The sequence below is a fragment of the Paenibacillus sp. VCA1 genome, from assembly GCF_031583795.1.
Classification (GTDB): Bacteria; Bacillota; Bacilli; order Paenibacillales; family Paenibacillaceae; genus Paenibacillus_AQ; species Paenibacillus_AQ albilobatus.
This window is the reverse complement of the sequence record NZ_JAVLSX010000001.1, coordinates 384,611-411,416: the sequence shown is the minus strand read 5'-3', so window position 1 is coordinate 411,416 and position 26,806 is coordinate 384,611. Positions and strand designations below refer to the sequence as shown.

The 26,806-nt window shown below is 51.7% G+C and carries 20 protein-coding genes and 1 pseudogene; 15 read left to right on the top strand and 6 right to left on the bottom strand.

All coding sequences use genetic code 11. The annotated features are described in order from the left end of the window. Positions 1-34: 34 nt before the first annotated feature. On the bottom strand, positions 35-403 hold the full coding sequence (locus RJP21_RS01675) for a metal-sensitive transcriptional regulator (protein ID WP_310857829.1): 369 nt from the start codon (positions 401-403) through the stop codon (positions 35-37). Positions 404-759: 356 nt separating this feature from the next. Here RJP21_RS01675 and RJP21_RS01670 point away from each other — a divergent pair, with 356 nt between their 5' ends. Further along, a complete protein-coding gene (locus tag RJP21_RS01670) occupies positions 760-2,607 on the top strand; it encodes a bifunctional diguanylate cyclase/phosphohydrolase (protein ID WP_310857828.1) in 1,848 nt (615 codons plus the stop codon). A gap of 114 nt (positions 2,608-2,721) precedes the next feature. On the opposite strand, the gene RJP21_RS01665 is transcribed toward RJP21_RS01670, so the two are convergent. After that, on the bottom strand, positions 2,722-2,889 hold the full coding sequence (locus tag RJP21_RS01665) for a hypothetical protein (protein WP_310857827.1): 168 nt from the start codon (positions 2,887-2,889) through the stop codon (positions 2,722-2,724). 656 nt (positions 2,890-3,545) lie between these two features. Here RJP21_RS01665 and RJP21_RS01660 point away from each other — a divergent pair. The 13 genes from RJP21_RS01660 (at position 3,546) to RJP21_RS01600 (ending at position 16,725) form a co-directional block, all read left to right on the top strand. Next, the gene (locus tag RJP21_RS01660; RefSeq protein ID WP_310857826.1) at positions 3,546-5,219 is read left to right on the top strand and encodes a copper resistance protein CopC; all 1,674 of its coding nucleotides are present in this window, start codon (positions 3,546-3,548) and stop codon (positions 5,217-5,219) included. A gap of 59 nt (positions 5,220-5,278) precedes the next feature. Continuing rightward, on the top strand, positions 5,279-5,977 hold the full coding sequence (locus RJP21_RS01655) for a YcnI family copper-binding membrane protein (RefSeq protein WP_310857825.1): 699 nt from the start codon (positions 5,279-5,281) through the stop codon (positions 5,975-5,977). Positions 5,978-6,255: 278 nt separating this feature from the next. Next, positions 6,256-6,984: an amino acid ABC transporter ATP-binding protein gene (locus RJP21_RS01650; protein WP_310857824.1), complete on the top strand. Its 729-nt coding sequence runs from the start codon at positions 6,256-6,258 to the stop codon at positions 6,982-6,984. 54 nt (positions 6,985-7,038) lie between these two features. After that, positions 7,039-7,842, top strand: a complete 804-nt coding sequence (locus RJP21_RS01645) for an ABC transporter substrate-binding protein (RefSeq protein ID WP_310857823.1) — start codon at positions 7,039-7,041, stop codon at positions 7,840-7,842. A gap of 84 nt (positions 7,843-7,926) precedes the next feature. Further along, entirely contained in the window at positions 7,927-8,592 is a 666-nt protein-coding gene (locus tag RJP21_RS01640) for an amino acid ABC transporter permease (protein WP_160039226.1), read from the top strand. A gap of 39 nt (positions 8,593-8,631) precedes the next feature. Next, positions 8,632-9,282 (top strand): amino acid ABC transporter permease, encoded by a 651-nt coding sequence (locus tag RJP21_RS01635; protein WP_310857822.1) that lies wholly within the window; start codon positions 8,632-8,634, stop codon positions 9,280-9,282. Between the two features lie 202 nt (positions 9,283-9,484). After that, a complete protein-coding gene (locus RJP21_RS01630) occupies positions 9,485-10,717 on the top strand; it encodes an aminopeptidase (RefSeq protein WP_310857821.1) in 1,233 nt (410 codons plus the stop codon). A 283-nt stretch (positions 10,718-11,000) separates the two neighbouring features. Beyond that, on the top strand, positions 11,001-11,549 hold the full coding sequence (locus RJP21_RS01625) for a TetR/AcrR family transcriptional regulator (RefSeq protein WP_310857820.1): 549 nt from the start codon (positions 11,001-11,003) through the stop codon (positions 11,547-11,549). A 76-nt stretch (positions 11,550-11,625) separates the two neighbouring features. Next, a complete protein-coding gene (locus RJP21_RS01620) occupies positions 11,626-12,798 on the top strand; it encodes an MFS transporter (protein ID WP_310857819.1) in 1,173 nt (390 codons plus the stop codon). A gap of 72 nt (positions 12,799-12,870) precedes the next feature. Continuing rightward, positions 12,871-13,419 carry an NADPH-dependent FMN reductase gene (locus RJP21_RS01615; RefSeq protein ID WP_310857818.1) on the top strand — a complete coding sequence of 183 codons (549 nt, stop codon included), beginning with the start codon at positions 12,871-12,873 and terminating at the stop codon, positions 13,417-13,419. A 181-nt stretch (positions 13,420-13,600) separates the two neighbouring features. Then, positions 13,601-15,379, top strand: a complete 1,779-nt coding sequence (locus tag RJP21_RS01610) for a DUF5050 domain-containing protein (RefSeq protein WP_310857817.1) — start codon at positions 13,601-13,603, stop codon at positions 15,377-15,379. Positions 15,380-15,474: 95 nt separating this feature from the next. Beyond that, on the top strand, positions 15,475-15,900 hold the full coding sequence (locus RJP21_RS01605; protein ID WP_310857816.1) for a DUF1801 domain-containing protein: 426 nt from the start codon (positions 15,475-15,477) through the stop codon (positions 15,898-15,900). A 189-nt stretch (positions 15,901-16,089) separates the two neighbouring features. Beyond that, entirely contained in the window at positions 16,090-16,725 is a 636-nt protein-coding gene (locus RJP21_RS01600; RefSeq protein ID WP_310857815.1) for a hypothetical protein, read from the top strand. 565 nt (positions 16,726-17,290) lie between these two features. On the opposite strand, the gene RJP21_RS01595 is transcribed toward RJP21_RS01600, so the two are convergent. Beyond that, entirely contained in the window at positions 17,291-17,650 is a 360-nt protein-coding gene (locus RJP21_RS01595) for a coproporphyrinogen III oxidase (RefSeq protein WP_310857814.1), read from the bottom strand. Between the two features lie 89 nt (positions 17,651-17,739). On the opposite strand from RJP21_RS01595, the pseudogene RJP21_RS31190 reads away from it, so the two are divergent. Then, a pseudogene (locus RJP21_RS31190) lies at positions 17,740-17,935 on the top strand (helix-turn-helix domain-containing protein). Positions 17,936-18,087: 152 nt separating this feature from the next. Here RJP21_RS31190 and RJP21_RS01590 read toward each other — a convergent pair. From RJP21_RS01590 to RJP21_RS01580, 3 genes are read right to left on the bottom strand one after another with little or no spacing between them, the layout of a single operon-like run. Then, the gene (locus RJP21_RS01590) at positions 18,088-18,600 is read right to left on the bottom strand and encodes a hypothetical protein (RefSeq protein WP_310857813.1); all 513 of its coding nucleotides are present in this window, start codon (positions 18,598-18,600) and stop codon (positions 18,088-18,090) included. 35 nt (positions 18,601-18,635) lie between these two features. Next, on the bottom strand, positions 18,636-24,788 hold the full coding sequence (locus RJP21_RS01585; RefSeq protein ID WP_310857812.1) for a DUF6531 domain-containing protein: 6,153 nt from the start codon (positions 24,786-24,788) through the stop codon (positions 18,636-18,638). After that, positions 24,781-26,796 (bottom strand): S-layer homology domain-containing protein, encoded by a 2,016-nt coding sequence (locus RJP21_RS01580; RefSeq protein WP_310857811.1) that lies wholly within the window; start codon positions 26,794-26,796, stop codon positions 24,781-24,783. Before RJP21_RS01580 ends, RJP21_RS01585 begins: the two co-directional genes overlap by 8 nt. Between the last annotated feature and the right edge of the window lie 10 nt (positions 26,797-26,806).

The following is a 26,806-nucleotide window of genomic DNA, read 5'->3' as shown; positions in this document are numbered from 1 at the left end:
CTTGGATTTTGGATGATCCCTGCTTTAAGGGATGTTATTTCATCAGTTTCTTGACCGTTACGAGCAGTTCGTCAATTACCTCGTGGTCTCCGGATTCGATCCGTTCCACCACGCAGCTTCTCATGTGATCTTCCAGCAGCAGCTTGCCGACCCCATTGAGAGCGGCCTGGATCGCAGCGATCTGATTCAGGACGTCGTCGCAATAGGTGTCCTTTTCGATCAACCCCTTGACGCCGCGAATCTGACCTTCGATGCGGTTCAGGCGGGTGATCAGATTGTTTTTCGTTTGCCTGGAATGGTGGCTGTGCCGTTCGCTGCAGCCTCCCGCGCAAGCATCGTCCAGAAATTCGGCATTTTCCTCCCCGAGGGAGACTGTTGCCTTTTGTTCCGCCTGGGCAATCATCTCATTCCACCTCCTTTTATCGAAGCCTTCGCCATCATTATACTATACCCTCCCTGGGTATTCAAGTGACATTTGTGAAGTTTCGCCGGCATAAAGGATTTTCTTGGAAAATATCGAAATTTCAATGAATGGCAGCCTTTCTCAGTCCGAATATGCCGAAGAGGTCTTCAAGCCTTGTCGATTCCTTATATTGGTCCGGCAACCCCGTTTTTATGCGCATTTATAAGCGCCGGAGGCGCAGGATGTCTTTCAAAGATTTGACCGGTTTCTTGCATCTTTGCAAAATCCTCTTATGCTATATATACTACGCACATGCTACATCTTCAGAACAATCTGAACGAACAGGGGAAATATCCATGTTAAAAAAACACCCATTCCTGCAGTCCTGGATCACGAAAAACATGAACGCCCTTTTGTTCTGTATCCTTGGCATCGTCTTGTTTTCATTTTATGTACCTAGTCTGTCTTTTGAATATCGTTCGGGACAGTGGGTATTGCTGGGATCGATGTTTGCCGCGTCGCTTGTCCTCTATTTCTATACCTTTCAGATACCTCCGGAGGGCAGCAAGCAGTCGATGGACTCGGCCGTTTATTTGGCATGTCTGTTCATTTTCGGAACTTCGGCGGCGCTTGGCCTGCTTTTCCTCAGCTCGCTGCTGTTCGCCCTCATCGAACGAAAGGTGTCGTGGTGGAAGCATCTGACCAACTTTTCGATCTACGCGATCATGATCTGCGGGGCGGGCGCCGTTTTTAGCGGACTGGGCGGGCAGCTCGGACAGCTTCAAAACAAGCATCTGTTGTCTTACGTCGGCGCCTTGATCGTCTATTTCGCCTTGAATGTCCTCTGCATCGGAATCTATTATTACATGGCGGACCGGAGCCGCATCGCCGTCATGCTGAGGGGGTTGCTGCAGGAGTCGGCGCTTGTGTATACGTGCATCCTCATCCTGTCGCTCGTTCTAACCATTCTGATCGAAAACAATGGGGTGACGGGGCTCATATTATTTCTCGGGATCAGCATTTTTTTGTCCCATCTGTTCAAAAAGCTGTTCGATATGTACCTGCAGCTGCAGGAACGGGCCATCCGGGACCAGCGCACGGGGCTGTATAACCACAGCTATTTCGAAAATCTCCTCGAACATGAAATCCGGCTTGCCCGTTCTGCGGGCACTCCCCTCTCTCTGGCCATGATCGATATCGACGACTTCAAACGTTTTAACGACCATTTCGGCCATTTGGAGGGGGACAAGCTGCTGGGATTGGTAGGTTCCATTTTAAAAGAGGAGGCAAAGCAGGCGGGCATAACCGCTTCCCGGTACGGCGGCGAGGAATTTACGCTGCTCATGCCCGGATATACCGAGCAGGAGGCGCTTGTTTTCGTCAACCGGCTGCGCAAAAAGGTAAATGATACTCCCTTTGCCGGCGCGGAAATATTGCCTCATGCTTGCCTTTCCTTCTCGGCGGGCATTTCCGGGTACCATATCGACATCCACGACAAATCCATGCTTGTGCTGCAGGCGGACCAAGCGCTGTACGACGCCAAAAAGCAGGGCAAAAACGTGGCTTATATTTACGGCAGCTCCTTTCCGCTCGAGCAGGAAATCGAAATCGCACAAGATGTGCGGGACATCGAGCAGCTGCTTAATCTGTTTTTATATAAAGACATCAATACGTTTAAGCATTCCAAGCGCGTATTCCGTTACGCGATGGACATAAGCCTGCTCCTGAAGCTTGATCCGCATACGCGGAAACAGTTTGTGCTCGGCGCGCTCATCCATGACATCGGCAAACTCGAAATCCCGTGGGAAATATTGAACAAACAAGACAAGCTGACCCCCAACGAATGGGAAGCGGTCCGGAAACACGTCAACTGGGGCAAGGAAATGGCGATCACGAACGACAAGTTCAAGGAGCTCGCTCCGTACATCGAACTGCATCATGAACGATTTGACGGGACGGGTTATCCCCATGGTTATAAAGGGGCTGAAATTCCGGTGCTGTGCCGGATGCTTACCATTATCGATTCCTTTGACGCGATGACCTCGGAACGGCCCTACCAGTCCACCAAATCCGTCCAGGAAGCCGTCATGGAGCTCCGCCGCTGCTCGGGAACCCAGTTCGATCCGGAGCTGGCCGGCCTGTTCATCGAATACATCGAAGGAAAAAGCGGTCTTGGAACCGGCGGCGAGGAGCTGCCGAACTGAGCGGCCCCATTCAAAAAGGCCGTCCCTAACGGCTTTATGCCAAGGGACGGCCTTTTCTTATTCCGAGCCTGCTGCCACGTCTTTTCGGGTACTAGCTTGAGCTGCCGGAGAGTCTTATCGGCTGCCGTTCAATTCATGCGAGGTCTGATGAAGTTCTTTGATCATTTGCTGCAGAAACATATTTTGCTGCCGGCTGATGCCTTGCTGGTTATCCCGGATCAGCAGCTGTTGAATGTGTTTCTTCAGCATTTCGCTACGACGCTCCAATACGGCTTGACTCATAAGATTTCATCACTCCTGATTTGGTTTTCCCCTGGCGGGAGGTTCTTTATTCCATTATAAAACGATATGAAAAAAGATGAAAACGTTCAGAAAATACCAGAGGCTTCCCTGAGACAGCTGAGCTTGCAGGAGGTCCCGATAAGCGGTGCCAGCCGGAAAGATGCTCCCGATTCCTCCCTGATGCCCCCGTTAGGGGCCGATGAGCCTTCAAAATTAGCCGATACGAGCAGGTATGTTCTTTGAAGCCAAACCATTCGCCTTCGCGCCAAAACAGCAAAAAACCTTTCACCTGGAAAGCCCAACGCTTCCCTGCCATGAAATGCTGTGATTTCCTGCACTTTTTCGGAACTTTGTCACATCCTCTCTACTCCTGAGCTGCCGCGGGTTTCCGGCTCCTTCTTCCCTATGATGCAGACCGGCAGGGGGCGAATAGCCCACACGGGCCATTTTTTTCTGCGGGATGCGGCTATACAATAATTTCTGGGCTTAAGGAACGTCGCCGGAAAGACGACTCTGCCCGATTCATGGCATGTATGGAGCATATCTTTCGTGAAAAACGCAACATCCTCAGCAAGAAGAACAACAATCCGGCGGTTTGCAAACGGTCTTTTGAAGCATAAAGCTCTTTTGCAAATCCCCAGATCGAAGGTGATCCATTGAACAAGAACAAACGGCTCCTTTCGGGATTCATGACGGTGATGCTTGCCGTCCTCTTTCTCTTTCCCGGATTGGCTTCAGCCCATGCGTATATCGTCGAATCGAACCCGGCCGAAAACGGGACGCTGCAAAAATCTCCGGCCAAGATCGACATCCGTTTCAACGAACCTCTGCAAAAAGCCTTTCATGCGATCAAAGTGACGGACTCTACCGGAAAAACGGTTAATACGAGTGAAAGCCGCTTTCCTGATGGAGAAAACTCCGTGCTGGAAGCCGATCTGCAGCCCGATCTCCCGAATGGCGTTTATGCCGTGCAGTGGAAGGCGGTGTCGGCCGACGGCCATCCCATCGAGGGGACGTATTCGTTCCAAATCGGCGAAGGCGGCGGCAGCGGTGCGTCCGGGTCCGAAACGGTCGTGTCCGCCGGTTGGCCCGGCGCCGATCTGATCGTCAACCGCTGGCTCATTTATGTCAGCCTGGCTTTTCTGGCAGGCATTTATTTTTATCAGCTGTACCTGCTGCCGGCCGGAGCCGGAAGCCGTCCGTCTTGGTCGGCACGCAGCTTGCGGCTTATGTGGATCGGCATCGCGGTGTTTGCGCTCAGCTTTCTTGCCAGTCTGCCGCTGCAGACCGGGATCGATGCCGGCGTCGGCTGGAGCGGCGTAGCGTCCGATCCTTCCCTGCTGCTTAAAATGCTCCGGATCACGAGCTTCGGCGAGGTGTGGCTTGTGCAGCTTCTGCTGCTGGTCATCCTCGTTGCCTTGGCCTATGCCCTGCCGAAAATCAAAGACAAGGACCATGCCTACATGGCCGGCACCGTCTCCTTCCTGCTCGTGATGGTCCTGCTTTTGGCCAAAGCCTTTATCGGCCATCCGGCCGCTTCTTCGCAAAAGGCGCTTGGCATCACGATGGACTTTCTCCATCTGGGAGCCGCTTCCCTTTGGCTGGGCAGCCTGCTTGCATTTGCGGCGTTGCTCCCGAAAGAAGCGTCCCTGAAGGCGGAGACGGAAGAACGCAGAAAAGGGTATTTCGCCGTCATCCGCCGCTTCAGCTTATGGGGCACGGTCTTTGTCGTCCTGATCCTGATCAGCGGGATATACGGCAGCCTGCAAAACGTGCCGACATGGTATTCGCTTTTCCATACGCCTTACGGAACGGTTTTGTATGGCAAATGTGCGCTGCTCCTTATTATGCTGGCCTGCGCGCTCTGGAATTTTTTGACCGGCAAGGAAGCCAAAAAGACCTTGGGACCCGGCGTCTGGCTGGAGCTGGCGGCCGGCGTTGCCGCCCTGGCTCTTGCTGCGGCCTTGACCAACATGCCAACCGCCATGTCTTCGCCAGGCCCGCTTGATGTGAAGCAGACGCTGGAGAACAAAACGGTCGTTGCGCTGCACATTACCCCGAACGTCACGGGCGTCAACGACTTTGAGGTTCGGATCCAGGACGGCAAAGGGCAGCCGGTACAAGGCATTCAGCAGGTGAAGCTGACCCTGACCCACCTCGACATGGATATGGGCAAATACGAAATCGTCATGCCGGGCGGCAAACCTGAGGGGTTCAAGGCCAAAGACCTGATCACCATGGCCGGCAAATGGAACGTCCGCGTGCATGTCTTAACCGACAAGCTGGATACTTGGGACACCGATATCGTCATTCATGTCGGTAATCATTAAGGTCATTAACCGAAGATTATGCAAAAATTCCGAACCAAAAATAAAGGAGAGAAACTTTCATGAAATTGTTCAAACGCCTTCCGTTTATGGCGACCGTTGCGGCGGGGTTCCTGCTGTTCTCCGGCATCGCCAGCGCGCATGTAACGGTGAAACCCGCCGTCTCCCAGCCCGATGCCTGGGAAACTTACACGATTAAAATCCCGACTGAAAAAGAGATCCCGACAACCAAAGTCACTCTAAAGGCGCCTGAAGGCGTTGAACTGATGTCCTACCAGCCGGTCCCGGATTGGAAAGTCACCACCCAAAAGGACGGCTCCGGCAAAATCACCAGCATCACCTGGGATGCGACCGGAGCCGGCATCCAAGCCGGCGAATTCCAGCAGTTCAATTTCGTGGCGCATAATCCCGACAAAGAAACGAACGTAGCTTGGGACGCGTTCCAATACTACAAGGACGGAAGCATCGTGGAATGGACCGGCGACGAAGGTTCCGAATCCCCGCATTCGATTACGAAAATCACGACGGTTGCCGGGGAGGCAACCGAACCTGTCGACCACGGCCATGACGCTGCGGCCGGGGGTCAACAAAGCCAGCAAGGAGACGTCGGCAAAACCGAAACAGCGACTCCCGATCCGGCCCCTGCATCCGACAACTCGTCCGCAAACGGCGTACAAACCGCAACGCTTGTCGTCTCCATTGCCGCGCTCGTGTTGTCCGTCATTTCGCTTATTGCGGCTTTCGCCAAGAAAAAGCGTTAATGTCACCGGTAAGAAAAACGTCTATCGACGCACTCCCTAAGAAGTGCTGTAGTTTTTCTTACAATACCCAGGAAGCAGTCCCCGCAAAGCGGGGCCATGGCTTCGCAGCCGATTCAGCCCGTGCCTGCTAAAGGCGCGGGCTTTTTTGTGTCCTCCGTATGCGGACATGCAGTCCATAATAGCTAGCATGATGCCCGTAGCCCGGCCATATATTGTAAAGATGTATGGCGTCCAAATTGGAAGCCGGACGCAACCATATACGAAGGGAGGTCATCGATATGATCGAGTTTCGCGAGGTCAACAAAGCTTACGGAAGCTTTCAAGTTCTGCAAAATATCAATCTGCGGATCGAAGAAGGCGAGGTTGTCGTCATCATCGGTCCCTCCGGCTCCGGAAAAAGCACGCTGCTCCGCTGCATCAATCGCCTGGAAACGATATCGTCGGGCGAGCTCGTCGTCGGCGGCACGCCGCTGCATGACAAAAAGATCGACATTAACCGGTTCCGTCGCGATATCGGCATCGTGTTCCAGCATTTTAACCTGTACCCCCACAAAAAAGTGATCGACAATATTACGCTCGCTCCGGTCAAGGTGCTGGGCCTGAGCAAAACGGAAGCGAAGGAAAGAGCCCTCTCCTATTTGAAGCGTGTCGGCATCGCCGACAAAGCGGACAGCTATCCTTCCCAGCTCTCCGGCGGCCAGCAGCAGCGGGTGGCGATTGCCCGGGGGCTCGCCATGAAGCCGAAAATCATGCTGTTCGATGAACCCACCTCCGCCCTGGATCCGGAAATGATCGGCGAGGTGCTGGATGTCATGCGGGACCTGGCCCATGAGGGCATGACCATGGTGATCGTCACGCACGAGATGGGTTTTGCCCGCGAAGCCGCGGATCGGATCGTGTTTATGGACAACGGACAGATTCTCGAAGAAGCCACGGCCGCCGACTTTTTCCGGGAACCGCGCGAGGAGCGCGCCCGGCTCTTCCTAAGCCGTTTGATCCGGCATTAAAAACGCATGCCTACATATTCTCTCGGGAAATAAGCAAAGAAAGGGGTAAAACGAATGAAAAAAAGATCCTATGCAAGCCTGCTGCTGATCCTGCTGGCCGCCTGCCTGGCGCTTGCCGGCTGCGGCGGCAAAAAAGAGGCCAAAGGAGGAACGCTTGAGGCGATCAAGGCGCGCGGCAAAATCATCGCCGGCGTGAAATACGACACGAAGCTGTTCGGGCTGAAGGACCCCGCGACGGGCAAAGTCGAAGGCTTCGACATCGATATCGCCAAAGCGCTCGCCAAAAAAATCCTCGGCGACGAAAACAAGGTCGAGCTGAAGGAAGTTACCTCCAAAACCCGGATTCCGCTGCTGCAAAACGGCGACATCGACCTGATCATCGCCACGATGACCATTACGGAAGACCGGAAGAAGCAGGTCGACTTCAGCGATGTTTATTTTAAGGCGGGCCAATCCCTTCTCGTGAAAAAAGGCAGCCCCATCAAAGGCTTGGAGGATTTGAAGAAAGGGATCAAAGTGCTAGCCGTGAAAGGTTCGACTTCGGCGCAAAACATCCGCGAAAAAGCGCCGGATGCCACCGTATTGGAATTCGAAAATTACCAGGATGCGTTCACCGCGCTGAAAGCCGGCCAAGGGGACGCCCTGACGACCGACAACGCCATTTTGCTCGGCATGCAAAAGCAGGACCCGAACTATGAGCTGGTCGGCGGCAATTTCACCGACGAGCCTTACGGCATCGCCATCAAAAAAGGGGACGCGGAATTCGTCAAAACCGTCAACGATCTGCTGAAAGAAATGAAGGAAAGCGGCGAATACGACAAGTTATACGAGCAATGGATGGGCGTCAAGCCGGAGTAACGGGAGACTGCGGCATCCATCGGAGGCCTCGGCCTCCCTCCCGTCTTCCTTCGGGCCAATCTTTAGGGAAAGGAGAGTCAACGCATGGAAGGGAAGTTTGACATCCACATCCTTTTTGACCATTGGGATCGGTTTTCCGCAGGTTTTCTGCATACGATCGGTTCCAGCGCCCTTGCCCTTGTCGGCAGCTTCATTCTCGGGACGATCATCGCCGTCATGCGCATCGCGCCGGTAAAGCCGCTGAACTGGATCGGTACCGCTTACGTCGAATTTATCCGCAACATTCCGCTTTTGCTCGTCGTATTCGTCTTTTTCCTCGGGCTGCCGACGCTTGGCGTTCCGCTGGACGGTTTCACCTCCGGAACCCTCGGCCTGATGGTATACACCGCATCCTTTATTGCCGAAGCCATCCGTGCCGGGATTCAGACCGTCCCCACCGGTCAAAGCGAAGCGGCGCGGGCGACCGGGCTCACCTATATGCAAACGATGCTGCATATCATCCTGCCGCAAGCGTTTAAAATCGTTTTGCCTTCAATCAGCAACCAATTTATTAACCTGGTGAAAAACTCGTCCATCCTCGCCGTCGTCTCCGGCTTCGACCTGATGTATTACGCCGACCTGATCAATGCCGACACCTTCCTGCCGCTAACCGTCTACACGATTGTCGCATTATTTTACCTCGTCCTGACCCTGCCCCTCAGCATGGCGGTCCACTATATGGAACAGAAATTTCGAGCGGCGGATCGTTAACTGGGTCAGGCATCACTTTTGCGAGAGGAGGCTTAAGGCATGGATTTTGCAGGAGCCTATTCCTGGCCGAACCTTTCCTTTATTTTGCAGGGATTTGGCGTAACGCTTCTCGTCGCCGCCCTGTCGATTTTGTTCAGTTTTGTGCTCGGCACGTTGCTCGGCGCCATTCGTTACGCCCGAATTCCGATCTTGTATCGAATTTTGGCTGTCATCATTGATCTGATCCGAAATCTGCCTTTGCTGCTGATCATCTATTTCATTTACATCGTTCTTCCGTTGGTCGGGGTCAAGCTCCCACTCTTATGGGCGGCCATCTCAGCCTTAACCATCTTCGAAGGCGCGATGATTTCCGAAATCGTCCGCGGCGGCCTCAATTCGGTGGATCGCGGACAAATCGAAGCGGCCCGTTCCTCCGGGCTCAGCTACCTTCAGACGATGCGCTTTATCATTCTCCCGCTCGCGCTGCGCCGCATGGTGCCGCCGATCGTCAGCCAGTTTATTTCCCTGCTTAAGGACACCTCGCTTTGCGTCATTATTTTGCTCCCCGAAATGATGCATAACATACAAATTTTGCAGGGACACAGCCCGAACTACGTCATCCCGTCCTTGCTTTTGGCTGCCGTATTGTATTTTGCCGTCAACTATACCTTGTCCATCATAGCCCGGCGGCTCGAAGCCAAAACGGCCTAATCGCTCGGGGGCAACGGTGTTACCGGAACTTACGCCCTCTCGTATTCCGCTTTAATCTAGAAAGATGCAGCCTGTTTGCTTTAAGAGAAACGGCAGCTGCATCTTTTTTATGTTGCCGCAGGCCTGCTCGACTTCAAAAAAGGAAATCCCGCCGCCCGGGACGAAATGATATATCCTGATCCCGATTCCGAAGGAGGAAATCATGATAAATTTCCAAGACCATTTACAAAAATACGCCGAGCTGGCCGTCAAAATCGCGGTGAACATTCAGCCGGGCCAATCGCTTTGGGTTAACGCGCCGATTCAGCAGCCCGAATTCGTTCGTCTGGTGACGGAGCAGGCCTATAGAGCGGGTGCCAAACTCGTCCATATCGAATGGCAGGATGAGATCAGCACGCAGATCAAATACCGTCTCGCGCCGGACGAAGCTTTTGAAACCTATCCGGCATGGAGAGCGCAGGCGGTGCAGCAGTTCGGCGAGGAAGGCGGGGCATTTTTGTTTCTCGAATCCAGCAACCCGGAACTGCTAAAAGGCATCGATCCGAAACGGATCGCGGCCAGCTCCAAAGCCGCCGGTACGGCGCTGGCCAAATGGAGGGCGGACATGTCCGCCAGCAGATTCACGTGGTCGATCATCGGCGTGCCGTCGGAAGGCTGGGCGAAGCTCGTATTCCCGGACCTCGACAAGGACGCAGCGATCCAGGCTCTCTGGGAGGCGATTTTCAAGGCGTCCCGCATCGACCGGGAGCAGCCGGTGCAGGCTTGGCATGAACATAACGAAACCCTCCATGATAAAAGGGCGTACCTCAACCGCAAGCAATACAAAAAGCTTCATTACCGCGCCCCGGGTACCGATCTTACGGTCGAGCTTCCGGATCATCATATTTGGAACGGCGGCACCGCGGTCAACGTGCAGAACAACCCGTTTAACCCCAACGTGCCCACCGAAGAGGTGTTTACGTCGCCGCGCAAGGAAGGAACCCACGGCGTCGTGCGCAGCACCAAACCGCTCAGCTATCAAGGCAACCTGATCGAAAATTTCAGCCTGACGTTCGAAAACGGCAAGGTCGTCGATTTTTCCGCGGAAACGGGTTATGAATCGTTACAAACGATGCTCGGCATCGACGAAGCCGCCCGTTATTTGGGCGAAGTGGCGCTGGTGCCGCATCAATCTCCGATTTCGGAGTCGAATTTGATTTTCTTCAACACCTTGTACGACGAAAATGCCTCCAACCACCTGGCTTTGGGCGAAGCGTTCCCGACCTGCGTCGAAGGCGGACTCTCGATGTCCCGCGAGGAGCTGGACCAAGCCGGGCTGAACCACAGCCTGATTCACGTCGATTTCATGATCGGCTCGGCCGACATGGACATTGACGGCATCACCGCCGACGGCGCCATCGAGCCGGTGTTCCGGAACGGCAATTGGGCATTTTAAGTTGTAAAAGAAGCAGGAGCCCCGATATTATCGGCTGGGCTCCTCTTTTTTTGGGAGAGACCTATTCTCTTTCTCTTTTAAAACGGGAAATCTGCAGAGACAACGGCCCGCATCCTCTAAGCGTATTTTGCTATTCTTTTTCACCTATTTCTGAAGCAACCGCTTGACATCCAAAGACTGGAATTGTATGATCAAAACAAAAAATGTTAGTTGTCGCTAACTAACGTATGTAGCGAGGTGATGTCATCTGAGTACCAAAACCGAAAACACGGCCGACCGAATATTGGAAGCCACCGTCGAGCTCATGTCCGAAAAAGGCTATAAAGCCGTTACGATCAAGGAAATTGCCGCCGCCGCATCCGTCAGCGAGATGACCGTTTTTCGGACGTTTGGCTCTAAGAAGGCGATTTTGGACGCGATTTTGGAGCATTACATGTTCTCCACCCCGATCGAGCAGATCATTAAGCAGAACCTCACGTATGAGCTCGAAGCCGATTTATTGATGATCAGCAAACTGTATCATGATGTACTAAAAAGAGATAAAAAAATCTATTTGATTTCCGTCATGGAACGAAAAACGATGCCTGAAATCCATCGGGGCGTCCACAACAATGCCGTGAGATTCCTGAACATCGTCACCGAATATCTCAAAACGATGCAGGAAAAAGGCAAAGTCGTTCAAGGCGACCCTGAAATCCAGGCTCTGACGGTCATGAAGTTCAATTACGGGAAGTTCGTGGCAAGCACGATGTTGGAGGGAATCGTCCCTGAAGTACGGGAAGACCACATCGAAGAATCGATATCCATATTAGCCAGAGGGTTAAAGGCATAATTTTTTTTGAAGGATATGTTAGTTACTAGTAACTAACATACAGATTATATAAAGCGATAAAAGAGGAGGAAGTGCTATGGACCGATTGTGGACCAAAACGTTTATCGGATTGATGGCGACGTTGTTTTTCTTGTGTTTCGGTTTTTATATCCTGCTTCCGACCCTGCCGCTGCACATCAAGGACCTTGGCGCCGACGAAGCGCAGGTGGGACTCATCATCGGCGGGTTTACGTTGTCCGCGGTGGTTGCCCGACCCATCGTCGGCGGACTTCTGGACCGTTTTGGCAGACGTCCGTTTATCCTGGCGGGACTTGTTTTGTTTGCCGTCTCGATGTTTTTGTACAACTGGGCCAGCGGACTCATCCTGTTGCTGCTGCTGCGGATTTTGCACGGCTTCGGCTGGGCCCTTTCCACGACGTCGATCGGAACCTCGATCACCGACGTCATTCCGGCGGAGCGCCGGGGCGAAGGTATGGGATGGTATGGACTGTCCATGACGGTATCGATGGCCATCGGCCCCATCGTCGGCGTGTGGATGATCGGCCATTACGCCTTTGACCGCACCATTCTGCTTGCCTCCTGCCTGTCTGCCGTCGCCATCCTGATCGCTGTGTTCACCAAAGTCCCGGCCTTCCGGCCGGACCGCAAAAACAAAATGGCGTTTTTCGACAAGTCCGTGCTGCCTATCTCGGCATCGATATTTTTCCTGTCGCTGACGTACGGCGGGATCACCACCTTCCTCCCCCTGTTCGCCGAATCCATTCAAGTCAACGCAGGCACATTCTTTTTGGTTTACGCCATCGTCCTGACGATTACCCGTCCTTTTGCCGGAAAACTGGCGGATCGGTACGACGAAGGGGCGGTCGTTATCCCGGCCGTGATCATTGCGGTCATTGCGCTGGCGGTGTTAAGCATATCCACCGGTTACGTGGGCGTAATGTGCTCCGCGGTGTTGTACGGAATCGGCTTCGGGTCGGCGCAGCCCACGCTGCAGACGGCAACCGTTAACCTCGTCGCTCCAACGAAAAAGGGCGTGGCGAACGCCTCCTTTTTTACCGCTATGGATCTGGGGATCGGCTTGGGGTCGGTCATTCTCGGCCTGGTTTCCCAGTATTTGGGTTACCCTTTCTTGTTTGCCGCATGCGCGGTGTCCGGGCTTCTTTCTTTGCTGATCTTCGCTGTTTTTGTCAGAAGAACCTTACTACGAGGAAAGGAGGAGCTAGCTGGGAATAGCGATCTTTCATCTTAAGGCGAAATTTTTTTGCATGAAATGTTAGTTACAACTAACTAACAATCATTTATGTTAAGGAGGCAACAAACAATGGCCAACGATCTTTTGAACATTGGAATTATACTTGGAAGCACCCGTCCGGGGAGAGTCAGCCCGCAGGTTGGAACGTGGATTCTGGACATTGCCGCGCAGCGCGGCGACGCCGTTTACGAAATCGTCGATCTGGCGGATTACCGCCTGCCGTTTTTGGGCGATCCTGCCGGTGAACAGCAAATGGCGGCTTGGGCGAACAAAATTTCCGCTTTGGACGGATTCGTGTTCGTAACGGCGGAATACAACCACAGCATCACAGGCGTATTAAAAAACGCGCTGGACTGCGCGCGCACCGAATGGTACAACAAGGCAGCCGGCATTGTCAGCTACGGCTCCTCCGGCGGAACGCGCGCCGCCGAACATTTGCGCGGAATCCTCGCGGAGCTGCAGGTGGCCGACGTTCGCACGCATCCGGCGCTGAATTTGTTCACGGATTTCGAAAACTATACGGTGTTTAAGCCCGCCGATTTGCATGTTTCCCATGTCAACGACATGCTGGATCAGGTGGTTCGTTGGGCAACGGCGTTAAAGACGGTACGCAGCTGATTTGTTGCTAAAGCCCTTCCGGGTGCGGAAGGGCTTTGCTTTTTACGTTGGAAAATCAGACGGCAACCTCTCCCCTCCTTTTTGCGTCTATACTTTTAAACATCTTCCGTGTGCATCTCATCCCTAAACGTGCTATTTCAACTTCCGTTTTCCAACAAACCATTCACAAGGAGAGGAACAAATGAACAAATCCAAAAGCATCGCCCTGTTGTTGTCTGCCTGGCTCGCATTCGGCAGCATTCCCGCTTATGCGGCTGAAAGCACCACCCCGGAGCCTTTAAGCAAGGCATTCGACCACATCGTGATCATCCCGCAAAACTTTCAGGGAAAAGCCTATATTAACGGGCAAATGGCCAATAATTTCAGCGATTACCGGATCGTTCAGCGCGAAGGACGCGTGTATGTCCCGATCCGCTTAATGAGTACGCTCGCCAACGAGCTGGACCGGGGCCAAGGAACTTGGCAGGCCATCTGGCAGCCAAAAAATCCCGACGACGTCATGCTGGTGAACTACGAGTTAAAAAAGACCATCAAGCTGAAAGTGAACAGCACCACGATGAAGATCAACAACGAACCCCGCGAGATGGACGCCGCGCCGCAAAAAATAGACGGCCAGATCATGCTTCCATTAAAAGGCACGGCCGAAGCGCTCGGGAAAAACATTCAATGGTCCGACGGACTCCTCCTGATGGGCAGCGCTCCGGTCGATTTACAGGATGCAAAGTCGGAAGCCCTCAAAGACCGCATCAAAACGCAGCTGTCCGATCCGCGGAAGCCTTTGGAAATATCGGCGGACATCTCCCCGTTAACCCGGTACGGAAATGCGATCTATTATATCAAACGAACTTATACAAAAAACGATACGATCGAGCAAATCTTCAAAAAAACGGACGGGCAAAAAGAGGTTCAGATCCAGCTGCCCGGGAAACCGCAGATAACATCGCTTCAAGTTCTTAACGGCAAGCTTTATTATGCGACATACATCAACAACCAGGCCGAACTGCATGCACTGGATTTAAAAACCCAGAAATCGCAAAAAATCAGTTCGCTGAAGCCGATGGGACCGGGGAAAGACCTCTATTTGGGAAGCATCGAATATATCGATAACGAATTGTACGTTACGCTGCGCACCGGAGAAGTCATCATGGGTTCGGTGTCCTTGTATAAAGTCGACCAAGGCGGTTTAAAGGCGATTGCGAGTGCCAAAAGTTTTGCCGGATATGTTAAGTCAGGGGATTACCTATACAATGCCGACTTTAATTTTATGACTGAAATAGGCAACTTGGTACGCGTCAGCCTGAAAACGGGGGAACAAAAACCGATCGGCCAGCCGGAGTTTGCTTACGGGGTCTACCGGCATCAGGACTCCCAGGGTGGAGTAGGCTATTCTAGTAACAACACCATGTACGTGAAAGACGGCTACCTGTATACGTTAGGTTATAAAGAGGCCGATCCGAACGACCAAAGCGCGGTGTACAAAATCAACCCGACGGACTCAACCCAAACGAAACTGACGCCTCCGGCCAGCCGCTTTTGGATGATCGGCAGCGAAGTTTATTATATCGACGCCGAATCGGGTTACCTGAGCAAAACCAACCTGAACGGAGCAACCCCCGAAACCGTTGTGTCTAGAAAAATGCTGAACGTTCAATTTGCAAACGGAAGCTTTTATTACACCTCAAATGAGGCAGGCAAGGACTCCATCCCGGGGGACTTGTATCAATACGACCCGTCGGCAGGAAAAGAATTCAAACGAAGCGACAAATCGGTCACATCATTTTACGCAGGCAAAACAGGCCTGTATTATGTATCGAACGGATATGAGCCCGGATTGTACAAGGTCGATGCGAAAGGCAGCAACGCCCGATTGGTGAACGACCGCATTCGCGACGCCTTCCTGACGGACGAGGGCATGATCTATACGCTGGTCTATAAAGATGGAATTTACTCCGTAAAGTAACGGATAACCGGGAACAGCGACGAGGTGAAATCCCGTCCGAAAAAAGGTATGATGAATGGCAAACAAGCGAATGCCCCGCAAAGGAGTGCCAGTTTATGTATGAGCTGAAAACGAAGGAAACCGAAAACAGCGTCATCGAATTCATCGAGCAAATCGGCCACCCCGGCAAACGCGAGGATGCGTACAAGCTGCTGGATATTTTTACGGAAACGACGGGTGATCCGGCCAAAATGTGGGGACCCAGCATCATCGGCTTCGGTTCGTACCATTACAAATACGCTTCGGGCCATGAGGGAGATGCGCCGCTCGTCTCGTTTTCCCCGCGAAAAGCGAAAATCAGCCTGTATTTGGCCCCGGGAGACGATCAGCGTGAGGCGCTGCTCAAAGATCTTGGAAAACATACGTCAGGCAAGGGCTGCGTCTACATCAACAAGGTGGCGGACATCGACGTAGAAGTTTTGAAGGAGCTGATTCGCCAATCGGTGAAGTTTTTGCGGGAGACGTATCCTGGTGGGGAGTAAAAGAGGTGTTTGTATGGAAGAAAAAAGGGCGCTGGCGGCGTCCTTTTTTTCGATTGAAATTTTTTTATTGATAACGGTGATCCCCCCCCTTCTCTAGCAGTCATTGTCGTGTTGATTTTTGTAGCCATATCGGAAAATACTCACTAAAATAGTTCTGTACATATTTTATCACGAAGGGAACAGTAACCCATGAGGAAGTTATACGTAGCTTTGGTAGCGTTGTGTTTGTTTTTAAGTGCATGCGGTTCACCGTTTGATAAGGCCATGAGAGAGGGGAAAGCTGCATTAAAAGAAGAACGTTACAAGGATGTCGAGAAGCTTTTTAATGACGTTCTTATAGATAACCCTCGGAATAAGGATGCTAAAACTTTATTAGAACAAGCAAGGACTCAGAGAATCGAACTGGAAATGAAAGATAAAATAAAATCGTACAGGCAGGATACGGCTAAATTAGGTATACGACTTTTGGTTATACGACAAATACCTGGGATAATAAAGCAAAATCTTGAATTTCATGAGCAAAAATATAATAATTTGTTGGATGTAGAAAAAGAAATCGATGAGATCGCCTCGAAATATAAAGAATATCCTAAAATCATTTCAATTCATGAACACATGCAAAAATCAATAAGTTATTTAATAGAAGCTCAAGCTTTAATAATATCTCTGAAAAACGATACCTCTGAACAATTAAGTAAAGAAGAAGTAATAAAAGATCTTAAAATATACACCCATAAAAGTTACGAGGAAACAAAAAAATATATCGAGGGCTTAATAAGTATTGAAAAAGAGTACGGCATTAATCCGGATCCATTCAATAAATGATTTTCAACCGTACATAAATTTATTTCGGCCATAACCGTAGACGGATCGAGGCAAAATCAAAGGGCATGAGCCTGGTACAAATACCGAGCTTATGCCCTGGAAACGCCTAATTAGTTATCTCTTACTTTTTAGGCTCACTCTACAAAGATGAGTTGCATTGTGGCGTTTTTTCTACTAAAGCAATTCACTTTACCTCTTTTGTTGTCTTATCCAAGAGCTTGATTCCGCTTCCCTCCAAGCAATCCAACCCAGCGGCAAATCATTAAGAACTGTTACAGATGAATCATAATCCACGATTTCCTTAAAGTGCCCAATTATTTGACAAAATGAATCACTCCTATTATTTTTTTGATTTAACAATACTTATGGATTTACTGTAGCACCACATACTCAACAACACTTGAAGTAATCCCGCGTGGATCGACCTGTTTATTCATAAAGTCGTTATACTCTTGGCTGCATTTATTGGATAGTCCCGGTGGGATGAAACCCGGCGGGACTACATGGCAGTGAACCGTATTTTTCATAAAGAAACCTTGCAGGAGTTACCTTCAAGGTTGCATACCTATTTTTCTATTCCTGTTTTCTTAAAATACTCATCATAGGCTTCATGAATTTTTTTACGACATATGTCTTTCCATATTTTTTTCAATTCCGAAATTTTGGCTTCGTCTGCATCGTATGGGACCATCTCACCACCAAACCCAATCCAAGCATCCGAATCAGGTACTTCGCCAAACTCAGCTGAAAATGCCACCTCATAAGGCGCATAAGTAAAGCCAATGTGCTTACAATTATTCTCAAAACAATGATATCCTGGCTCACCGAACCCATGTTTACAATAAGGGGGCTTTTCTCCAATCCCTTCATTTTCAATGGAATTTTGAGAGCAGTATATTTCTAAAAGTAAATGCTTGATAGTCATTGATACACCTCATCTTTAATACTTAAGGTTAGTAAGTACCTCAATAACATTTATATTACCATTTGAATCTTTGGTATAAACTATACTTCATGATCCTCGAATGGGTGCACACCAAGCAGCATAAAATATGTCTCCGCGAGCTTTCTCACCTGACCGATATACGTCGTGCAACGCCTAGAAAATTAGCAAATCGTAAACGTTAACCATACTGAAAAAATTGCTGCAGCTTTAAATATTGATGATATCCGCAAGATTATTAACTTGCTTGAAGTAAATAAAGAGTAACGCTGTTAATTATTTCGAATTATAAAACTACACAATTGAACACACCCTCTATCTAACCTTTTGACTCATCTTGAAAATGCTAATAACATAACCCTTTGCATTTAAAAAGAAACCTTGAAAGGCATAGCAAATCAAGGTCAGTAAAACTAGAATCATTTTTTATTTTCTATAAATGTGTTTTTAATAGGAGGGCTTGGTTCCCAACTAATTAATTTAATATGGTACTTATCAAGTAATTCATCTGCACGGATTAATCTATTACTAGTAAATCTACCATCCTGTTCAATAATTAAAGCATCAGGAAAACCGTGTCGATACTCCTCGTTACTTTCTAAATCACCCATATAATAGTTTGGACTACCTGGAGAATAGTAAATTTCTTGTGTTTGATTGATCTCTAGCAATGTTATTCTCTCATTTCCGCTAGCCAATCGTGTCTTCCACTTGCGATATTTCCCACGCCCTTCATCTGCACCAAAACCATCAAATTCACATATTAAAGTATCGCGAATGACCTTTCGCTCTCCGTTAATTTCATACTCCAAACGAAACGGAAATTCTCCGTGTGTGATTTCAGGGTGTGGGGGATTTGGTCCTAAATGAATACCTAGGAATATGAGAATCCAAGGTAAAGCAAGATACGCTACGAGTACAAATGCCAGCAACAATGGAATACCTAGCAATAAAAATATTTTCGCTTTCAGTTATACCCCACCTCCTTCAAAGCACTTATTACTGAATCCATGGAATGATTTTGAATACGTTTATCAATGATCGAATCTTCCCCCTTTGTTAACATTTCCCAAAAGGTCCACTTATATTGAATTGGTAAATATTCTGTCTTTCCAACCGAGGCTTCTCCTAACAACCAATTTAATATCTCACCCGATACCACATAGTTTGTTACATTACCTTTATATCCTTTCTTACTTAAATTATATTGAATTAGATTTGGATCAGCAGGATTAAATGTAATGGCATTTTTATTATTAGCAACTGCATTTAAAATTGCTTCTGCTCCTCCCTTAGAATGACCAACCATCGTTATTTCAGCATTCTTATGTTTAGCCACAAAATACTTGGCTTGTTTAATCGAGTCTTTCATATCATCAGACCACCCGAAAGGTTGCTGTAAATTATTAACCCAGTCCCCTTTATTAGTGGTACCTTTATTAACCAGAGTATATTCCGTCGTTCCGTCTGCTTTGACACTTGAATATACTCCTATTTTTAATCCCTCGTCATTTGTCAGGATATCACTTATCGTCCATCTACCAGCAACTGTTTTTTTATTTTCAACGTCGTCTTCTGTAGCACCATAAATGTGTTGTGCCATTTTGGCGGCTTCCATCACAGTAGGTATATATCCACTTGGGTCAATATATCTCAGCGGATTGTTCCATACATAAGCATACTCGTTCTGGCTCTTTGGATCTTCTAATATCCCCTTATAGGAATCCTCGCTAATAAACCGTCCAATTTCCGGCTGATAATAGCGAGCTCGTGCGTATGTCAAACCGTCAGTATAACCATATCCCAAACCGGTGTATCCAAACAAATTATCCGGTCCCGGCCAGTTCAGGTCGAACTTCTTGCCGTCCAGCGGGATGCCGAATTCGTCGTAGTGGTAGCGCGCCGACACGCGGCCGTCTTTTTCTACGAGGCCCAGGGCGCTGCCGAGCGCATCCTCCATATACCAGAGCGTCTTCGGCTGCGTTCCCGGCTTGGCTCCGCCATCACCCGGAACCGGCTCCCAGCCGTTGTTCGGGTCATAGGCCGGCAGGTAGGTCATGCTCAGCCGTTCTCCGCCTGCTCCGTATACGTAAGATTCCTTCCACTTGCTGTCGTCGGTTTCAGCAACCTGCAGCGGCTCCGGAAGCTCCAAGCTGACGTCATTGGTGAAGTTCAGCTCCCAGTGCTTTTTCTTGTACTGCTTCTCCCAGCCGTCCCGTGGGCCGCCTGGATGCATATCCGGATATTCTTCGTCGTATTGGCCGCATTTTTTGGCTAGTCCCGGCGGAATGAAGCCCGGCGGTACAACATGACACTTGTCCTTCCCGTTACCGTTACCATTGCCGTTGTTGCCATTTCCGTTTCCGTTATTACCATTTCCGTTGCCATTGCCATTTCCATTTCCGTTATTACCGTTACCGTTGCCGTTGCCTCTGCCACCATGGGCATAGTCAATCGTCATCTTCATCCGGTTGCCGTCGCCGTCATAAGCATATTTCGTGACATCTCCACGCTCGTTCGTCTGCTTGATCAGGCGATTTGCTCCGTCCCAAACATATTGCTGAACGATCTCCGGAGCGGACCATTTTCCGATGGAATCCAGCAGATTTAAAGGCGCGCCCGGCCCAGGAGTCGGAAGCCCTGCTGCAGGATCCACTGCTGCAGGATCCATTGTCGCCGGATCGTATACGTCCGTTGTAACGCTTGGATCTGCGTACGTAACCCCGGTCACCGAGAATGTTTCCGGAAGCTTCAGCTGCTGCCGGATGACCTCCAGCAAATTGCCCCGCGGATCATAACGGTAATCGTTGATTTCCGTGCCGCTAGTCATTTGAAGCAACCGATCGGCTACGTCGTACATGTAATTTTCCGTATCGGCCAGGTCGCCCCAATGGCTGCTCTTGGCCGTCCGGTTGCCGACGGCGTCATATTGGTAGGTCGTGATGGATGGCAGACCCGCTTCCGCGTTCTGTCTTTGCACCTGAATGAGCTGGTTCAAGGCGTCGTATGCGTAATCGGTAATCATACGTTTCTCTTTGTCGTTTGCGTCGGCATCGTCTTCGTCGTTGCCGTCCGACATACGCTCCGTCCGGACCAGGTTTCCTGCCGGGTCGTAAGCATACGACAGCTTCTCCAGGACCTTGCCGAATTGATTCCGATGGGTCAAGCCGACGAGCTGTCCGGCATCGTCATAGCGATACGTGCTTTTCCCAAGCGTCGGAAGATGCTTGGATACAAGCAACCCTCTGGCATCATAATCATAGGAAGTGGTTCGGCCCGCCGCGTCGGTCACCGACGTCATGCGGTCCAACAGATCGTATTGGTAGCTGACGGATGTTCCATCCGGGTATTCTACGCGGCTGCGCTGACCGGTTGGCGTCCATTCGTAACGAATCGTGCGCGCATTCGGATCCTTGACCGATATAAGCCGGTTCAGCACGTCGTAGGCGTACGTCGTCGTGCCCAGATTGTCCGTCATCTGTGTTCTGCGGCCGGCGGCGTCATATTGGTAGCCGACATGTTTGCCGTCCGGGTACCGGATGCCGGTCAAACGGCTGAGCAAATCGTAAGCGTAGCTGGTTTCGGTGCCGTCCGGAGCGGTCATGCCCGTCACATTGCCGACGCTGTCATACGCAAACTCGGTAATCCGCTGATCCGGAGCGATCTCCCGGATCAAGTCGCCGCGGCGGTTATACTGATACCCTGTCGCGCGGCCGAGCGCGTCCGTCTTGGAGACGATGTTGCCTAAAGCATCGTAGGCATAAGCCGTCTTGTTGCCCAAAGCGTTCGTGACCTGCGTAAGCCGTCCAAGCGCGTCATACGCATAAGCCGTCGTCTGCCCCTTGGCATCCGTCAAACCGGTCACCAGGTCGTGAGCATTGTAGGCAAACTGGGTGGCTTGGCCCAACGGATCGACCATGCGGGTAACCCGGTTCAGCGGGTCGTAGGCGTAGGTCGTCGTTTTTCCGGCTTCGTCGGCAGACTGAACGACGCGCCCGAGCGCATCCCGGGTTACCGTCGACTCTCCGCCAAGCGGATCGATCGTCTTCACGAGCAAACCGCGTGCGTCGTATTCCATCTTCCATTCCGCGCCGTTCGGACCGGTGATCCGAGTAAGGCGGCCCGAACCGTCATAGGCATAGGCCGTTATCTGCCCAAGTGCATCCGTCTGCGAAGTCAGTCGGCCCAAGGCATCATACGCATACACAACCGCGTGGCCCAGCGGATCGGTTTCCTGCGTCAGACGTCCGGCGCCGTCATAGCTGAAGCGGGTCACGCCGCCTTCCGCATCCCTGATCTCGACCGGAAGGTTGCGCCGATCATAAGCGATCCGGGTTTCGGCGCTGCTGGCTTCCGCCTGAAGGGTCAGGTTGCCGTTGCCGTCATATTCATAACGGGTGACGTTGCCTTCGGGATCGGTCGCCGCTGCGATCCGATTGTTGTCGTCGTAGGCATAAACCGTCTCGCCCCCTTTCGGGTCGGTTATTTTGACGAGATTGCCCACCCCGTCGTATTCGTAACGGGTGACGCCGGCCAAAGCGTCCGTTTCTTTGGCTAACCGCGCATAACTGTCATATTCGTATTTCGTTTTTGATCCAGCCGTATCCGTATAAGAGGTCAGGTTGCTGTCCTTGTCATATTCGAACCGTTCCGCCTGCCCCAAAGCGTCGATTCGTTTCGTCACCCGATCGCGCGGATCGTATTCGAAGCTTGTCCGCTGTCCAAGCGCATCGATGATGTCGGTGACCCGGTGCAGAGGATCCCGGACCATTTCCATCCGGTTGCCGAGCGGGTCCTTCAAGGAACGGGCAAAACCGGACGAGTCATTTTCGATCGTCGTCGTTTCTCCGTTAGGGTTTACCACCGCTTCCGCGATGCCGCGGTCGTTGACGACGATTTTGGAGACGCCGCCAAGCGGATCGGTCACGCTTGTCAGGTTGCCTTTTCCGTCGTAACCGAACACCGTTTTATTCCCCAGCGGGTCGACCACTTCCTCCGGAAGATTGAAGGCATTGTACCGGATTTCGGTCTGGTATCCCTCAGGGTCCTTCGCCCGGATCAGGTTGCCGCTGCCGTCGTACATATACTCCCATACGTTGCCGTTACGATCCGTTTTTTGAATGACATTGTCGTTCGCGTCGTAAAGGAAACGTTCGGTCGTTCCATCCGGGTACGTGATGGCCGTTTGGCGATAGCGATCATCGTAGAAATGGACGGTTTTACGTCCCAGCGCATCGGTAGTCACTGTCTTCTTCTCATTCGGGAAATATTCGATATCCCCCCAAGCTCCGGAAAAATCGCGCTGGCGCACGACCCGGTCCTGATCGTCATATTCATTGACGAGGGACATCGTCTCGTTCGGGTTGCTGATCTCCGTCATTCGGTGCTTTTCATCGTATTTGTAAGTGATCCGCGCGCCGTCCGGCAAAATCATCGCCCTCAGGTCGTGGTTCACGGCATCGTATTCGTAAGCCGCATACCGGCCCGATTGATCCGTAACGCGGACCACTTTGCCGCCGTCCCCGTAGGTGAGCGTAAGCTTCGCACCTTCCGTCGAAATCTCCGTCAGCAGGCTGCCGGCATACGACAGCTGAACGGTATTCCCGTTGGCATCGGCGATCCGCAGCAGCTTGCCGTCTTTCCGGTAAGTGTATTTCCACTTCTGCGGCGTCTCCTGGGTGAAGGTGCCGTCCGGTTGTTGAACGAGCGTATCGTACTGGCCGTCCATGCCTTGATAACGTCCGCCGCCGATCGGCTCAAAACGGAAGCTTGCGCCTTCCGGGGACACGGCGTACAGGATTCCGCCTTCGCGGAATTCCAGCTTCCGTTCGTACGTATGATGCCATCCGACCCCGAAATCCCCGTCGTATCTGTCACGGCTGTGGTAGGTAAGGGTCATGTCGAGCGGCATCAACGCCTGGACGTCGATATTCGTTTGATAAAAAGTGAAATCCCCTGTTGCAAGGTTGATCGGGTCAAACGCGGCGGCAAGCGGAAATCCGTTGCGGTTCGCGAATTCTTCCTGGATTCTCTCGTCGTCATCCTTGCCGATTTCGCCGGCTTGCCGCGGATTCAGAATGAGCAGGTTGATGTCTTTTTCGAGGGTCCCGTAACAAACCTGGCCGCTGCAATCCTGCACGGGGAAGCCGTTAAATTCGGCGATGTCGGCAATCTTCTGAACGATGGCGTCCTTTTCGATGACATTATAATAATAGCTGGCGACGACCGCCCAATTGACGCCCCATGAAGGCGTTTTATAACGCAGCACGCTGAGCGTGTCCGACGCATTCGAACGCTTTTTGTCCAGATCCCTCGTCGCAAATGCCTGAATTTCGGCAATTTCGTATGCCGGGAGTTTGACCTTGATCTCCCACTCGCCGACGTATTTCTGCGGCTTGTTGTCGGCTCTTTCGGGAAAATCGGTAAAATAGGTTTTGTCCACCGCGATTTTTTTCGCCCAATCCGATGCGAGCGGACGAACCGGAATTCCCGAAGCGAGCGTGTCCACTTTGCCGTCGTCTACGGTCGTGTCGTTGCCCATCCGGCGAATCCGTTTCATCTTCAGCTCGACCTTGGTGCCGATTTCCGCGATTCCGCGGATGACATGCTCCTCGCTTGCCGGATCGGGCACGATTTCCATGCCCTTCGGCGCCGGCGGATTGGCGTTCGAAATTTGGACTTCGCCCGCTTTTCCGTTTTTCGGAAACCGTTTCGGCGTCACTTTAATCTCGTATTTGCCTTCCGCCGCCGGCTTTCCGTTGACTTTTCCGTCCCATACGTACTTGTTTTTATTCAGGGTCGGATAGGTTCCTTCGTGCAGTACGGCAACGGTAGAACCGTTTTGTTCCAGACTGATGACCGTTTCATGCGACTGCTGCGTCGTATCGTTCGGATCGGGATTGTCGAAGCTGAAACTGACCTCCGTCTGTCCTCCGTACACGGAACTGAAAGAATACGGGTCGATTTGCAGCGACGTTTCCGCAAAGGCTTTCGGCAATTGCTGGGACGGGAACAAAGGAAACCCTGCGATCAAAATAATGAACGCCAGCAGCGTTTTGCCGACGGTCCCAAGCTTGTCGAAGCAGCCCTTTAGCGCCCGGGGTTTCAGCCGATTAATCATGGAACACCTCTCCCTTCATCGCCAGCCAGCGGTAAATGACCATCGCGGCCTCGGCCCGTGTCGATGTCGCTCCCGGATTCAGACGATCCCCGTCGCCCTTGATCAACCCGCTTTGAATCGCGGCCTGTACGGACGGCTTGGCCCAATCCCGAACCGATCCGGCGTCCTTGTATCCTGCAAGGAGATCGCTTTGTTCGTCTTTACGAAGGCCTGCCGCATTCGCCAGCATGACCATCATTTCCGCCCGGGTGATCGGCGCGTTCGGCTTGAACAGGCCGCCTTCATACCCTTGGATCCATCCCGCTGCCGCCGCCTGCTCGACCGAGTCGGCCGCCCAATGCCCCTCAGGGACGTCGCGGAAGGAGCGGCGATTCTCAGACTGCTGCGCATCCAGTCCGGCGGCTTGAACGAGCATCTTGGCGAATTGGGCGCGCGTCACCGGCTGTCCGGGCGCAAACGCTCCGTTTTCCATGCCGTTCACGATCCACCGGGAGGCCAGCACTTCCACTTCCGCTTTCGCCCAATGGCCGTTCATGTCCTTAAAGGATGGCGCATACAGGAAAATGCCGTATAAGCCCGGCTCTTGAACCTTCGCGCGTACCGTTTTCCATAACGCGTCGACCGTTCCCCCGCAATACACCCAGCGTTCCGCGCTTTCGTCAAAGCGGTAAATGCCTGCGCGGTTTGCCGCATCGGCATTTTTCAGCGGCTCATCCAACTGGAAGGTTAGCAAAGCTGATTTCAAAGGTTTCGTGTCTGCGGTCCACTTCCACGCCACGCCGGTCCAGGTCATGCCGCTCGCGAGACGGTCGGACGGAAGGCTGCCGATTTTTTCAAGCGTAATCCGGGTATCGGAAGCGAACGCTCCCTGGCCGAATTCAAGCTGGAACGCTTGTCCCTTCGCCGCCACGCCTCCTTTTGGCCCGATAACGATGCCTTCAGCCGGTATGCTCCCGGTTCCGCTGCCGTTTGCCGGCGTGGCTTCCGTTTTTTCGGTCCGGATAATATCACGGCTAACCAGCGTTCCGTTGTTGACGAATGTCAGCTTCTCCCCGTTAAAGCCGATAAAAGCGGTAGGTTTCGTCAGGCCCAAACTGAAGATTTGCCCGCTTTTCAGATCGGCTGCCCGCATGATCGCCGCATCGCCGGAAGCTTCCAGCCAAACGGCCGTTCCGTGGGAGATACTCATTTCTTTATACTCGCGTTGCCCTTCCTTGGCCGGCTTCGTCAAATCGACCGGCTGCGGGCTGTTGCTGCTTATATCTATGTAGACGTACTTCCCGTTTCCGTCCAAATCTTTTTGTTTCCACAAAATTTCTTCGCCGTTAAATGCAAAACGCTCCACATATTCGGTATATGGCAGGTCGACGATTTTGTTATGTTTGCCCGTGGCGACGTTATATTCGTATAAATCTCCGTCTTCGCCGCCTTTGTAGACAACGCTTCCGTTCTTTATCACAGGATCCCGGCCTCGCCCCAAATCGGTTAACTCTCCAGTTGCCAAGTTGTACAAGGTCATCGTATAGGAAGGAAACGTCTGCCAGACCACGAAATCGCCGTCCGCCAGCGGCGTGCTGTTTTGTCCCGTATTTTTGTTCAGCTTGGTTTCGGTTTTCGTGCTGACATTGTAGCTGTATACGTCCCAGTTCAAATTGTCGTCGGTGCCGCCGTCATTCCGCTTATCGATCCAAACGACGACCGCTTCCCCTTTGCCGTTGATCCCGACGGAAGGAGAATCGGTCAATTTTCCATGGGTCGTGATCGCTTGGCTTTGTCCGGTTTTCGTATTCCCGTAAAAAATTTGCCCTTTCAGCTTGGCGCTGTTTCCGCGCCACACCGCATGTTCGCCCGAAATCCGGATGTTTGCGCCGCTAATCGATAACGGGGACGTTTCGTCCTGGTAGGTGAACACGGTTTCCGCTGAGACCCGCTGCACCTCCGGAATGACTCCCCCCAGCAGTCCTGCCGCAAGCAGAGCTGCCATCCATTTTTTAGTACTACCCCTCATGTTTTTCCTC